This window comes from Microbaculum marinisediminis (assembly GCF_025397915.1).
Classification (GTDB): domain Bacteria; phylum Pseudomonadota; class Alphaproteobacteria; order Rhizobiales; family Tepidamorphaceae; genus Microbaculum; species Microbaculum marinisediminis.
The window spans coordinates 136,661-149,204 of record NZ_JALIDZ010000012.1; the positions used below are offsets into that span (position 1 = coordinate 136,661).

A 12,544-nucleotide genomic window follows, 5' to 3' on the forward strand; every position below is an offset into this window, starting at 1 on the left:
ATCCGATCGAACCGATCCATCACACGCATCGCCAGCCCCTCAATCCAGTTTCGGCCGGGTGCGGTCGACGATCGCCGCCTCGTCCAGCCCGTCCGGAAGCAGGCCGAAGGCCAGGCCGATGCCCTCCCCCAGCCGCGTCGCGCAGAAGGCGTCTGCCACATAGTCCGGCGCGTGTCGCAGCATCAGCGAGCCCTGCAAGCCGAGCGCCAGCTCCATCGCGATCTGGCGGGCGTCCGCCTCGCCGAACCGCTTCGCCGCGATGCGCTCGCCGAGCCTGTCCAGATGCGCGTCGAAGCGCCTGTCGACGCCGGCAGCGAGCCGCATCTCCGCCAAGAGCGCCTCCATCGCGCCGGGCTCGCGGCCGATGGCGCGCAGCACGTCGAGCGCCATGACGTTGCCCGAGCCCTCCCAGATGCCGTTGAGCGGCGCCTCGCGGTAGAGCCGCGCCATCTCGCCGGTCTCCACGTAGCCGTTGCCGCCGTGCAGCTCGAGCGCCTCGGCGACGAGCGCCGGCGTGCGCTTGCACAGCCAGAACTTGGCGACGGCGACCGCGATGCGGGCGAACGCCTGCTCGCTCTCGCTCGTCGCCGACTCGTCGAAGGCGCGCGCGACCCGCATGGCGAGCATCGTCGCCGCCTCGCTTTCCACCGCGATGTCGGCGAGCACTCGGCGCATCGCCGGCTGGTCGACCAGCTTACGCTGGAACGCCGTGCGATGGCTCGCGTGATGGATCGCGCGGGCGACCGCGGCACGCATGATGCCGGCCGCCGAGATACCGGTGTCGAGGCGGGTGTGATGCACCATCTCGATGATGGTCCTGACGCCGCGCCCCTCCTCGCCGACGATCCGCGCCCAGGTGTCGCGATACTCGATCTCGGACGACGCGTTCGACTTGTTGCCGAGCTTGTCCTTCAGCCGCTGGATCAGGAAGACGTTGCGCTCGCCGTCCGGCGTCCAGCGCGGCACGAAGAAGCAGGTGAGCCCGGCCTCGGTGTTGGCCAGCGTCAGGAACCCGTCGCACATCGGCGCCGAGCAGAACCACTTGTGGCCGGTCAGCAGGTATTCCCCGTTCCCGCCTGCGGGCACCGCCCGCGTCGTGTTGGCGCGCACGTCCGACCCGCCCTGCTTCTCGGTCATCGCCATGCCGATGGTCGCCCCGGTCTTGCGCGGCATCGGAAGGAACCGCGGGTCGTAGCGGTCGGAGACGATCTTCGGTTCCCACTCGGCGGCGAGATCGGGCTGCTGGCGCAGGGTCGGCACCGCGGCGAAGGTCATCGTCACCGGGCACAGCACGCCGATCTCGGCGAAGTTGAACAGGAAGTGCAGGCCCGCGCGCACCACCTGCGCGCCCGGCTTCGGCTCGGCGAAGGGCAGCGCGTGGATCTCCTCGGCCACCGCCTTGCCGATCAGCTCGTGATAGCTGGGATGGAACGTGACCTCGTCGATGCGGTTGCCGACCCGGTCGAAGGTGTGCAGCTCCGGCGTGCAGGTATTGGCCAGTCGGGCGAGCTCCTGCGTGCGCCCGCTCGCCACCCATTCGCCCAGAGACACGTGCCGCTCGCGGCCCCACGCCCCGCCCTCGCGCGCCATCGCCTCCACCAGCGCGGCATCGTGCAGGAAGGCGTTGAAGCCCTCCAGCGGCGGCACTTGATTGAAGACCTCGTGGGTCGCGCCCGGATCGCGCATGGCTGTCTCCCTGAAAGCGGCCGCCTTATGGTCGGGGCCCGCCTTGATCCTACCTCATGAACTAGGGTTCGATCCCCCGTCGTCGCGGTCGCGGACCGGCGGTGCGTCTTGCATCGTGAGTCGTCGCGGCGGCCGTCTCAGTCATCGAGCCCCTCCAGACAGATCATCGAGAACAGCCCCGTCGCCACGTGGGTCTCGCGCTCCCCCTCGATGCCGTAGACGTCGCCGCGGCAGATCGTCAGGGTCCGCCCCGGCTTGATGACGCGTCCGCGCGCGATCAACCGCTCGCCCTTGCCCGGGTTGAGCAGGTTGAGCTTGAACTCGGTGGTGAGCACGCCGGTGCCTTTGGGATAGAGCGACAGGGCGGCGTAGCCGGCCGCCGAATCGGCAAGCGTCGTCGTCGTGCCGGCGTGGAAGAAACCGTGCTGCTGGGTGAGTTCGCGCCGGAACGGCAGCGCCAGGTCCACCGCCCCCGGCGCCAGATGCGCGATCTCGGCGCCGAGCATGGTCATGAACGCCTGGCGCGCGATGCTCGCGCGCACACGCTGTTCCCAATCGGGATCACGGGGCTCGAAGCCGCTCATTCTTGTTCCTTTCCCAGCGAGGCGAGCCGTTCGCGGCACCCCGTCTCCACGTCATCGAGATCGGCCAGCGTCAGGTCGATGTCGCGGCGCTTGGCCTCCAGCTCGGCGCGCCGCTCGGCGATGCGCGCCATCAGCAGGTCGAGCTGGCCGCGCTCGCCCGGCGGCGCGTCGTACATGTCGACGATCTCGCGGATTTCCGACAGCGAGAAGCCGAGGCGCTTGCCGCGAAGGATCAGCTTCAGCCGCGTCCGGTCGGCCGGCCGGTAGAGCCGGGTGCGCCCGCGTCGCAGCGGATCGATCAGGCCCTGCTGCTCGTAGAAGCGCAGCGTCCGCGTCGTCACGTCGAACTCGCGGGTCAGGTCCGTGATCGTGTAGTGCGCGCGAATGCCCGCCTCCCGGGTTACAGGAGGCAGCTTCAGTTACCTTGACGTTAAAGTCAATATTATTGAAAAGACAAGCGATTACAGTATATTAAAGGAAGATATTGAAGCCCGCATCACGCAGACCGCAAGCTGGAGGGGCGCGGTCCGCCCTTCAGTAGCGGTCTTGCAGGAACAGCCGCCAGTCGGTCTTGGTGCCGACGAAGGCGTTGCGGTCGACATTGCCCTCGATGCCCGGCACCCGGCCCTCGGCCGTGTATTGCCAGAACGTCCAGCGCCGCTTGCCGTATCTCAGGCTCGGATAGCCGGCGACGCTGCGCACCCAGAAATGGTGGCCGGTGAACAGGCCCTCTAGGATGTCCTCGTGGAAGTCGACCGAGGTGTAGATGACCGGCCGCTTGCCGTAATATTTTTCGAGCCCGTCGGCCATGATCTGCATGTCGCGCAGCAGTTCGTCGCGCGGCGGACGGCGGCGGCAGGTCGTGGACTCGTTGTTCCACTCCATGTCCATCACCGGCGGCAGCGCGTCCGGATCGTAGGGCACGTTGGCGATGAACCAGGCGAGCTGCTCCTCCACCGGCCGGCAGAAGTACCAGAAGTGATAGGCCCCGCGCGGCACGCCGGCGGCCTTGGCGCCGTTCCAGTTGTCCATGAACTTCGGGTCGACGTAGTCGCCGCCCTCCGTCGCCTTGATCCAGGCAAACGCAACGCCGCCATGCCCGGCCTTCACCCAGTCGACGTCGCCCTGGTAACGCGACAGGTCGATCCCGTGCACGGGATAGTCGTTGGGACGCGGCAGCCGCGGCTCCAGCCCGGCGCACGAGGCCGCGACCAGCGCGAGCGCCAGCGCGGCGACCGGGCCGCGCTTCACCGACGCGCCGCGGGGCGCGCGCAACAAACTCAAAACCGGGAATCGCATCGCCTGTCCGTACCGTCCGATAGCGCAAGAATCCGGCGGCCCACCCCTGCAGCCGCACGCGCCTAACCCAGCCGCCTTTAGGTTAAGGCAGAGTAACCAAGGTCGGTAAATTTTTGGACAAGAGCGCGCGGGAGCCGCCGGGCATCGCGCCCCGCTCCCGGCGCGGCACGGAAATGCCGCTTCGGTATCGAACGCCGCGGCGTTTCAGCGCGCGTACTGGACGAAGGGTGTCAGCCTGGCGATGCGGTCGTAGAGTTTGCGGGCGGTCTCGTTGCCCTGCTGCGTCGCCCAGTAGACACGCTCGGCCTTGCGGTCGTCGGCGGCGGCATAGACCGCCTCGATCAGCGCCCGGCCGCAGCCGCCGCCGCGCGCGTCAAGATCGACGAACAGGTCTTCGAGATAGCAATACGGCCCGTCCGCCCAGGTCGAGGGGTGGAACACGTAGTGGCAGAGGCCGACCATCCGGTCGCCGTCATGGACGCAGAGCCCGTGCAGATCGAACTGCGGATCCAGGAGCCGCGCCCAGGTGCGCTCGGTGATCGCCTCGGGCAGCGGCTGTTCGTAGAAGGTCAGATAGCCCCGCCACAGCCGCTCCCACGCCGCCCGGTCGGCCGGCTCGAGCGGTCGTACACGGGGCGTGACGCCACTCAACCGACCGCTTTCCTCAGGCAGTCGACGACGAACCGGACCTCGCGCCCCTCGATGTCGCCGTGGATCGGCAGGCTCAGCACCTCATCGGCGAGCCGCTCGGACACCGGCAGAGACAGGCCGTCCGGCGCCCATTGCTTGAACGCGGGATGCTTGTGCAGCGGCACGCGGTAGAACAGGCCCGTGCCCACGCCCATCTCCGCCAGCCGCTCGCGCACCTGGTCGCGGTTGGGCACGCGGATCGTGTAGAGCGCCCAGGCGCTGCGCATCCCGGCGGGAACGACGGGCGTCGCGAAATCGCCGGCGAGCAGCTCGGTATAGAGCGCCGCCATCTGTTCGCGCCGGTCGAGTTCGGCGGCGAAGGCCTCCAGCTTTATCAGCAGCACCGCCGCCTGGATCGTGTCGAGCCGCGCCGTCATGCCGATCCGCATCGCCTCGTCGCCCGATCCCTGGCGGCCGTGCGTGCGGATCATCTTGATTTCCTCGGACAGCGCCTCGTCCTCGGTCAGGATCGCGCCGCCGTCGCCGTAGCAGCCCAGCGGCTTGGTCGGATAGAAGCTGGTCGCGGTGATCGGCGCCAGCGTGCCCACCCGGCGGTTGCCCATGATGGCGCCGAAGCTCTGCGCGGCGTCGGCCAGGACGCGCATGCCGTTCTCGGCCGCGATCGCCGAGATCCGGTCGTAGTCGGCCGGAAGGCCGTACAGATCGACCGGCATGACAACCTTCGCATTGAGCCGGCCCTCGGCCTTCACCGCCGCGATCGCGGCCTTGAGCGCGTCCGGGTCCATGTTGAAGGTGTCCTCGTCGACGTCGACGAAGACCGGCACCGCCCCCAGCGGCGCCACCGCGGCCGCGCTGGCGGAAAAGGTGAAGCCGGGCACGAACACCGCGTCGCCGGGCTGAACTCCCAGCGCCATCAGCGCCATGGTCAGCGCGTCGCGGCCGCTGGACACGCCGATCGCGTGATGCGCCTCGGCGAAGGCCGCCAGCTTCTCCTCCAGCTCCACGACCTCCGGGCCGAGGATGAACTGGCCGTGCCTGAGCACGTCGTCGATGCGCGCCTCGATGCGCGCGCCGAGGCGGTCGCGCTGGCGCGTGAGATCGAACAGGCCGACGGACGTGACCGGCTCTTCGGTGGTGACAGGCGCCAGGGTCTCTGCAGTAGCCACGCGGCAATGCTCCTTTTGTTCGTTCAGCCCGCCAGCTTCGCTTCGACGCGTGCGCGGTGGCTGCGAATGCTGTCTGTGATCATGGTCGCGACGTTGAGCGCCTCGCGGCCGACCCGTCCATCGACGGTCGGGCGACGCCCGGTCTCGACGCACTCCAGGAATTCGGCGATCTCGTTGCCGAGGCTGTCCTCGCGGGCGATGTCCCACGATTCCATCGAGATCGCATCGGGGCCATCCGCCGCAGCCTCCGGATTCCGGGTGAACCGCGTCACCTGGTGGTCGGCGAAATCGCAGATCAGGTAGTTGTCGAGCTGGAACATCCGCAGCTTCCGCTCCGTGTGCCCGGCGATTCGGCTCGCGGTGATGTCGGCCACGGTGCCGTTCTCGAACGTGATCCGGGCGTTGGCGATGTCCTCGGAGCTGTTGAGCACCGGCGCGCCGAGCGCCTGCAGCGTCTCGACCGGGGAATCGACCAGGCCCAGCACCAGGTCGATGTCGTGGATCATCAGGTCGAGCACCACGTCGACGTCGGTCGCCCGCGGCTTCCACGGCGAGATCCGCCGGCTCTCGATGAACAGCGGCCGGCTTACCTTCTCCGCCAGCGCCTTGAAGGCGGCGGAAAAGCGCTCGATATGGCCGACCTGCACGACGACGCCATGCTTTTCGGCGAGTTTGACCAGCGTATCGGCGTCGGACACGCTTTCGGTGATCGGCTTCTCGATCAGCACGTGCACGCCGTTCTCGATGAAGAACCGTGCCACTTCGTAGTGCTTCGAGGTCGGCACCGCGATCGACACCGCGTCGACCTGGCCCGGCAATTGGCGATAGTCGGTTACCGGCGCGCCGCCGAACTCGGCGGCGATCTCCTCGGCGCGCGCGGAATCGGCGTCGCACACGGCGACGAGGTTGGCCTTATCGTTGGCGGCATAGTGCCTTGCGTGGAACCGGCCGAAATAGCCAAGGCCGACCACCGCTGTCCGGATGGGCAATTGCATGATGCCCGTCATGGCACTTCCGTTTCACATAAGCAAGACAGTGGCGAGGCCCAGAAAAGCAAAGAATCCAACAACATCTGTAACAGTTGTGAGGAAGACGGTTGATGCGATGGCGGGATCGATGCCCATCTTGTCCAGGCCGACCGGAATGGCGATCCCGAACAGGCCGGCGCAGAACAGGTTGACGATCATCGCCGCGGCGATCACCGCCCCGAGCTGAACGTTGGTGAACCAGGTCGCCGCCACCACCCCGATGATCACCGCGAACAGGACGCCGTTGATCAGCCCGACCATCAGCTCGCGGGTGGCGAACCGGCGAATGTTGTAGCCGGCCAGTTCGCGGGTCGCCAGCGACCGGACGGCGACGGTCATCGTCTGCGTGCCGGCGTTGCCGCCCATCGAGGCGACGATCGGCATCAGGATCGCCAGCGCCACCATCTGCTGCAGCGTCGCGTCGAACAGCGCGATGACGCCCGAGGCCAGGATTGCCGTGGCCAGGTTGACGAAAAGCCAGGTGAACCGGCTGCGCGCCGTGTAGGCGACCGTATCGGAGATCTCCTCGTCGCCGACGCCGGCCAGGCCGCGGATATCCTCCTCGGCCTCTTCCTGGATGACGTCGACGATATCGTCGAACATCAGGACGCCCACAAGGCGGTCGTGGTCGTCGACGACGGCGGCGGAGACCAGGTTGTAGCGCTCGAAGACGCGCGCCGCCTCCTCCTGGTCGAGATCGGCCCGGATCGACTGGACGTCCGGGTCCATGATCGTTTCGATCGGGATCGGCCGCTTGGTGCGCAGCAGCCTGTTGAGGGCGACGGTGCCGACCGGCTTGAACTGCTCGTCGACGACGATGATCTCGTAGAACTCGTCCGGCAGGTCCTCGGATTCGCGCATGTAGTCGATGGTTCGGCCGACGGTCCAGAACGGCGGCACGGCGATCAGGTCCGTCTGCATGCGCCGGCCGGCGCTGTCTTCCGGGAAGTCGAGGCTGCGCCTGAGGACGGCGCGCTCGACCGCCGGCATCCTGGCGAGGATCTCGGCCTGATCCTCCGCTTCCAGGTCTTCGAGGATGTAGACGGCGTCGTCCGATTCCAGGTCGCGAACGCCTTCGGCCACCGCCTCGTTGGGCAGCGCCTCGATGATCTGTTCGCGGACGGTGTCGTCGACTTCGGTCAGGACCGCGTAGTCGAAGTCCTCGCCGAGAAGCGCGACGAAGAGAGGACGCTCGTCCTGATCGAGCATCTCCAGGATGTCGGCGATGTCGATCTCGTGCCGGTCGGCGCACAGCGCCCGCAGCGCCGCGCCGTCGCCCGCCTCGACGGCCTCGGAGACGGCCTGCAGAAACGGCGCGGCGATCTCGCCGTCCGCGTCACGCACGGCCATGCTGCCGCCGGTTTCGGCCGGCGCCGCCTGTTCCGCGTGCTCCTGCACGTCGCTCTCCTTGGATGGTCCGCTCCCGGCCGGCCGGGACCGCTCAAGTTCTATAGAAACCGGTGCGGTTCGGCAAAGGCTCTGGCCGCGCGCGGAGGACACTTGAATCGATTTGTGAGCAGAATACGGCGAGCCGTTACGATATCGCCGGTTTCCACACCGAAACGACTCTACGTCACCGGATCGGCGACCATCTTCGCGACCCGCTCAGCCACCGCCAGCGACGCGGTCAGCCCCGGCGATTCGAATCCCAGCAGATTGATCAACCCCGGCCCGCAGGCGGAGTCTATGCGGAAATCCGGGCTCGCCGCGCCATCGAGCTTCACCCGGATGCCGCTGTAGTCGGGATGCAGCGATCCGTCGGCCAGGTCCGGCCAGTAGGCGCGGATTGCCGCGTAGAACGGCTCCGACCGGGCCGGATCGACCGCGTAGTCGATGTCATCGCCGTGCAGGACATCACCGTGCAGGACATCGTCCTGCCGAGCATCGTTGAGCCATTCGACGTCCGGGCCGAACCGCGCCTGCCCGCCCATGTCGAGCGTCAGGTGCACGCCGAGCCCGCCGGCCTCCGGCACCGGATAGATCAGGCGGGAGAACGGGCATGTCCCCGTCAGCGAGAAGTAGTTGCCCTTGGCATAGGCGACCCGCGGCACCGCCCGCGGCGGAACGCCCTCGATCGACGCCATCACGCGATGGGCGAACAGTCCGGCGGCGTTGACGACGAGACCGGCCTCTAGCGCGAACGGATCGTCGCCGCCGAAGCGCAGCGCGACGCCTGTCTCCGTCAGGCGGCCGCCGATGACCGGCGTCCGGAACGCGAAGGCCGCGCCGGCGTTTTCCGCATCGCCCTGCAGCGCCAGCATGAAGGCGTGGCTGTCGACGATTCCCGTCGACGGCGACAGCAGCGCGCCGGCACCGCGCAGGGCCGGCTCCAGCTTCGACAACGCCAACTTGTCGACGAACGTCAGATCGTCGACGCCGTTCGCCCCGGCGCGCGCCTTCAGGTCTTCCAGGTCCGGAAGCTGCGCCTCGGTCGCGGCGACGATGAGCTTGCCGATCCGGGCGTGCGGCACGTCGCGGGCGGCGCAATAGGCGTAGAGCCGCTGCTTGCCCTCGACGCACAGCCGCGCCTTGAGGCTGCCCGCCGGATAGTAGATGCCGGCATGGATCACCTCGCTGTTGCGGCTCGAGGTCGCGGTGCCGATCGCCGATTCGGCTTCGACGACGATCACCTCGCGGCCGGCCAGCGCGAGCGCGCGGGCAACCGCCAGGCCGATCACCCCGGCGCCGATCACCACGCAGTCGACTGTGTCCACGCTGCCTCTCCAGCCACCGGGCCGCGGATACGAAAAACCCCCAAAAGCGAAGCGCTTTCAGGGGCCCGAATTCAGCACGTTCAATTTGGTGCGGTCGAGAAGACTCGAACTTCCACGGGTTTTACCCCACAGCGACCTCAACGCTGCGCGTCTACCAATTCCGCCACGACCGCAATTGTCCGCGAGGCCGAAAGGGCCGCGAACACGGCGGTGATGTAGCAAAGGAACACCGCGCGAACAAGGGGGGCCGTAGCGTTTGCCGGGCACAATGACGCGGCGATGACGGCTCAGACCGTCCGGTCATCCGGCGTCGCGGCGCCATCGGTTGCCGATTCCACCGGATTTGCCGGGTTTTCTGGGTCGCCCGCGGCCGCGGGCGCGTCCATGTCGCCCTGGCTCCCCGCATCCGCGTCAGCCGGAATTGCCGGCTTCGCCGTGCGCCGGCGCTCCGCCGGCAACGGCAGCATCCGGGTGATCGTCACCTTGATGTTCTCGCCCTGCACCATCACCTGCGCCTTGGCGATCGGCGTGTTGTGGGCGAGCAGCACCACGTCCTCCGATTCGAGCTGGTCGAGCGCGATCACCGCGCCGCGGCCCATCCGCAGGAGCTGGTGGACCGGCATGGAAGCGGTGCCAAGCTGCACCGCCAGATCGATCGTGACGTTCTCAACGGTGGACATGAACGCCGTCCGCCCTTCATTTAGTGCTGACATGTCGCCTGGACGCGGCTCAATGCTTGGTCGAACGTGGTTAGCGGATGGTTAATTTCCTGGAAACAGCACCCGAGAATCGGACCGGAACGTCGGTGCCCGGAATCGAGTGGCAGGTCAGCGACGCCCCCGTCGCCTACGAGGACGCGCTGGCGCGTATGGAGGCGCGCGTCGCCGAGATCCATGCCGGCACCGCGCCGGAGCTCGTCTGGCTGCTCGAACATCCCCCGATCTACACCGCCGGGACGACGGCGTCCGACTCCGAGCTGACCGACCCGACGCGATTCCCGACGGTGCGCACCGGCCGCGGCGGCCGCTGGACCTATCACGGCCCCGGCCAGCGCATCGCCTACGTGATGCTCGATCTGAACCGGCGCGACCGCGACGTCCGCCGATTCGTCGCCGACCTGGAAGACTGGGTGATCCGCACGCTGTCCGACTTCGCCGTCGACGGCGAGATCCGCGAGGGCCGCGTCGGCGTCTGGGTCCGCCGCCCCGACAAAGGCCCTGGAATCGAAGAGAAAATCGCCGCGATCGGCATCCGCGTGCGCCGCTGGGTGTCGTTCCACGGCATCGCCATCAACGTCGAGCCGGACCTCTCGCACTTCTCCGGAATCGTTCCGTGCGGCATCGCCGAGCACGGCGTCACCAGCCTCGCCGATCTCGGCCGCATCGTCTCCATGCCGGAGGTCGACATGTCGCTGCGTGCCCGCTTCGAGGACGTGTTCGGAAAGACCGTCAGCCCGAACGACGGATAGAAAACCCGTCCGGAACGACACCGCCTTCCGACATCACGGTCACATTGGCGACGATCGCGGCGCGCGGGCCCTCCTCGCAGCGCCTCAGCATCGTCGCCACGGCGACCGGATCGCCCGAGAACACCGCTTCCACCGCCGCGCCGCGGCAGTTCTGCACCCAGCCCGAAAGCCCGAGGGCGCGCGCGTTCTCCGCCGTCCAGGCGCGGAAGTAGACGCCCTGCACCCTGCCCTCGATACGGACATGGACGGTTCTCATCGGCTGCGCGTCGGTCATGAGACTAGGCGAGCAGGATAGGCGCAGCGGGTCAAGGGTGGAGGCCGCGCAGAATCGAGAGCGCCGCGCTGCGATTTCCACGGCATTGCCAAGCCTGCCCCGGCAATGACGGGATAACGGGTCCTGTGTGAATCCCTGCCCTGCGGCCCAGGATTCCCGCTTTCGCGGGAATGAGCGGGGATTGGGGGAACGGCTCGGCCACATTCAAAGGCCGTCATGCCCGGACGTGGTCCGGGCATCCATGACCATGACAGTCAATGGGGCAATCTCCGCCCGTGTTCATGGATTGCCGGGACGAGCCCGGCAATGACAGGAGGCGGGATATGCAGGCACAGACCCACCCGCTCATTCCCGCGAAAGCGGGAATCCGGGCACTTCGCGACGGATAAATGCGTGGCCTATTCCGCCGCCCGCTTCCGCGTCCGCTTCGGTTTCACAAGCGCCCGCTCATCGTCCACGATGAAGTCGCGAATGATCGGCACCGCGTCCCGCTCCCGCGACAGCAGCAGCTGGAACACCATGTTGGAGCCGTGCAGGAAGCCGAGCTCGACGGCGGAGAGATAGAACTCCCACATGCGGCAGAAGCGCTCGTCGTAGAGCGCCTTGGCCGCCTCGCGGTTCTCCGCGAAGCGCTCCCGCCAGTGCCGGATCGTATAGTAGTAGTGCAGCCGCAGGATCTCGTTGTCGCAGGCCCAAAGCCCCACCCGTTCGAGCGAGGCGAACACCTCCGACAGGGCCGGCACGTAGCCGCCCGGGAAGATGTACTTGCGGATGAACGGCCCGGTCGTGCCCGGCGGCGTCATGCGGCCGATGGCATGGATCATGGCGTAGCCGTCATCGGTCAGAAGGTCGCGCACCTTGCCGAAATACTCGTCGAAATAAGTGACGCCGACATGCTCCATCATGCCGACCGAGACGATGCGGTCGAACTTGCCGTCAAGCTCGCGGTAGTCGCGCTCGAAGAACGTCACCTTGTCGCCGACGCCGGCCTCCTCGACGCGCTGACGCGAGATCTTGAGCTGTTCGGGCGAGACGTTGATCGCCGTCACCTGCGCCCCGCATTTGGCGAGCTGGATCGCCAGCGATCCCCAGCCCGAGCCGATCTCGGCGACCTTCATGCCGGGCTCGAGACGCAGCTTCGCGGCGATGTGGATGAGCTTGGCCCGCTGCGCCTCCTCCAGCGTCTCGTTGTCGGGATCGCGGAAATAGGCGCAGGAATAGTTGAGCCCCTCGTCGAGGAACAGCCGGTACATGTCCGTCGACAGGTCGTAGTGGTGGCGGGCATGTTCCGCGGCGGCGCCGAGCGGATTGGCCTGCTGCCACCGCTTCAGGCCGCGCCAGGCGCGGCGCAACAGCTTCTGCGAGCCGGCCGACGCCAGCCCCGACCGGTTGACCGAGAACAGCTCCAGGAACTGATGGACGTTCGAGCCGTCCTCGAAGGTCAGCGTGCCGTCCATGTAGGCTTCGGCGGCGATCAGCTCGGGATTAAAGGCAAGCTTGTGGTGCAGCGCCTTGTCGTGCAGGCGAACCGTGACCGTCGGTCCGTTCTCGCCCGAGCCGAACTCGTGCAAGGCCCCGGCGGCGTCGTAGAGCCGCATCCGACCGTTGCGCACGAATTTTCTCAACAGGCCCGACAACATCCGCATGCCGTCCCCCTCTCCGCCAGTTGTAACG

General features: G+C 67.6%; 13 protein-coding genes and 1 tRNA gene. 1 reads left to right on the forward strand and 13 read right to left on the reverse strand.

Annotation, left to right across the window (positions count from 1 at the left end; genetic code table 11):
- Positions 1 to 39: 39 nt before the first annotated feature.
- From MUB46_RS21590 to MUB46_RS21640, 11 genes are all read right to left on the reverse strand, one after another.
- Complete coding sequence (locus MUB46_RS21590; RefSeq protein ID WP_261618047.1) at positions 40 to 1,686, reverse strand: acyl-CoA dehydrogenase family protein; 1,647 nt, start codon at positions 1,684 to 1,686, stop codon at positions 40 to 42.
- Positions 1,687 to 1,823: 137 nt separating this feature from the next.
- Entirely contained in the window at positions 1,824 to 2,270 is a 447-nt protein-coding gene (locus MUB46_RS21595) for a PaaI family thioesterase (protein ID WP_261618048.1), read from the reverse strand.
- Complete coding sequence (locus MUB46_RS21600) at positions 2,267 to 2,656, reverse strand: MerR family transcriptional regulator (protein ID WP_261618103.1); 390 nt, start codon at positions 2,654 to 2,656, stop codon at positions 2,267 to 2,269. Before MUB46_RS21600 ends, MUB46_RS21595 begins: the two co-directional genes overlap by 4 nt.
- 148 nt (positions 2,657 to 2,804) lie before the next feature.
- On the reverse strand, positions 2,805 to 3,569 hold the full coding sequence (locus MUB46_RS21605) for a glycoside hydrolase family 25 protein (protein WP_261618049.1): 765 nt from the start codon (positions 3,567 to 3,569) through the stop codon (positions 2,805 to 2,807).
- Between the two features lie 204 nt (positions 3,570 to 3,773).
- Complete coding sequence (locus MUB46_RS21610; protein ID WP_261618050.1) at positions 3,774 to 4,220, reverse strand: GNAT family N-acetyltransferase; 447 nt, start codon at positions 4,218 to 4,220, stop codon at positions 3,774 to 3,776.
- Positions 4,217 to 5,386: a DegT/DnrJ/EryC1/StrS family aminotransferase gene (locus tag MUB46_RS21615; protein ID WP_261618051.1), complete on the reverse strand. Its 1,170-nt coding sequence runs from the start codon at positions 5,384 to 5,386 to the stop codon at positions 4,217 to 4,219. The genes MUB46_RS21610 and MUB46_RS21615 overlap by 4 nt, the downstream gene beginning before the upstream one ends.
- A 23-nt stretch (positions 5,387 to 5,409) precedes the next feature.
- The gene (locus tag MUB46_RS21620; protein ID WP_261618052.1) at positions 5,410 to 6,393 is read right to left on the reverse strand and encodes a Gfo/Idh/MocA family protein; all 984 of its coding nucleotides are present in this window, start codon (positions 6,391 to 6,393) and stop codon (positions 5,410 to 5,412) included.
- Positions 6,394 to 6,405: 12 nt separating this feature from the next.
- On the reverse strand, positions 6,406 to 7,812 hold the full coding sequence (gene mgtE / locus MUB46_RS21625) for a magnesium transporter (RefSeq protein ID WP_425256300.1): 1,407 nt from the start codon (positions 7,810 to 7,812) through the stop codon (positions 6,406 to 6,408).
- A 170-nt stretch (positions 7,813 to 7,982) separates the two neighbouring features.
- Entirely contained in the window at positions 7,983 to 9,128 is a 1,146-nt protein-coding gene (locus MUB46_RS21630; RefSeq protein ID WP_261618053.1) for an NAD(P)/FAD-dependent oxidoreductase, read from the reverse strand.
- A gap of 86 nt (positions 9,129 to 9,214) precedes the next feature.
- Positions 9,215 to 9,301: transfer RNA gene (locus MUB46_RS21635), tRNA-Leu, on the reverse strand.
- Positions 9,302 to 9,415: 114 nt separating this feature from the next.
- Positions 9,416 to 9,808: a FliM/FliN family flagellar motor switch protein gene (locus MUB46_RS21640; protein ID WP_261618054.1), complete on the reverse strand. Its 393-nt coding sequence runs from the start codon at positions 9,806 to 9,808 to the stop codon at positions 9,416 to 9,418.
- 77 nt (positions 9,809 to 9,885) lie between these two features.
- On the opposite strand from MUB46_RS21640, the gene lipB reads away from it, so the two are divergent.
- Positions 9,886 to 10,596, forward strand: coding sequence for a lipoyl(octanoyl) transferase LipB (lipB, locus tag MUB46_RS21645; RefSeq protein WP_261618055.1), 711 nt, complete (start codon positions 9,886 to 9,888; stop codon positions 10,594 to 10,596).
- Here the strand turns inward: lipB and MUB46_RS21650 are convergent.
- Positions 10,577 to 10,852: an acylphosphatase gene (locus MUB46_RS21650; RefSeq protein WP_261618056.1), complete on the reverse strand. Its 276-nt coding sequence runs from the start codon at positions 10,850 to 10,852 to the stop codon at positions 10,577 to 10,579. The two genes, lipB and MUB46_RS21650, sit on opposite strands and share 20 nt — an antisense overlap.
- Before the next feature lie 416 nt (positions 10,853 to 11,268).
- The gene (locus MUB46_RS21655) at positions 11,269 to 12,516 is read right to left on the reverse strand and encodes an SAM-dependent methyltransferase (RefSeq protein ID WP_261618057.1); all 1,248 of its coding nucleotides are present in this window, start codon (positions 12,514 to 12,516) and stop codon (positions 11,269 to 11,271) included.
- Positions 12,517 to 12,544 lie beyond the last annotated feature (28 nt).

Bases quoted from the DNA above. Each gene is read 5' to 3' on its own strand.
- MUB46_RS21590 (WP_261618047.1), bottom strand. From the start codon at position 1,686: ATGCGCGATCCGGGCGCGACCCACGAGGTCTTCAATCAAGTGCCGCCG.
- MUB46_RS21605 (WP_261618049.1), bottom strand. From the start codon at position 3,569: ATGCGATTCCCGGTTTTGAGTTTGTTGCGCGCGCCCCGCGGCGCGTCG.
- MUB46_RS21595 (WP_261618048.1), bottom strand. From the start codon at position 2,270: ATGAGCGGCTTCGAGCCCCGTGATCCCGATTGGGAACAGCGTGTGCGC.
- MUB46_RS21620 (WP_261618052.1), bottom strand. From the start codon at position 6,393: ATGACGGGCATCATGCAATTGCCCATCCGGACAGCGGTGGTCGGCCTT.
- MUB46_RS21650 (WP_261618056.1), bottom strand. From the start codon at position 10,852: ATGAGAACCGTCCATGTCCGTATCGAGGGCAGGGTGCAGGGCGTCTAC.
- lipB (WP_261618055.1), top strand. From the start codon at position 9,886: ATGGTTAATTTCCTGGAAACAGCACCCGAGAATCGGACCGGAACGTCG.
- MUB46_RS21640 (WP_261618054.1), bottom strand. From the start codon at position 9,808: ATGTCCACCGTTGAGAACGTCACGATCGATCTGGCGGTGCAGCTTGGC.
- MUB46_RS21655 (WP_261618057.1), bottom strand. From the start codon at position 12,516: ATGCGGATGTTGTCGGGCCTGTTGAGAAAATTCGTGCGCAACGGTCGG.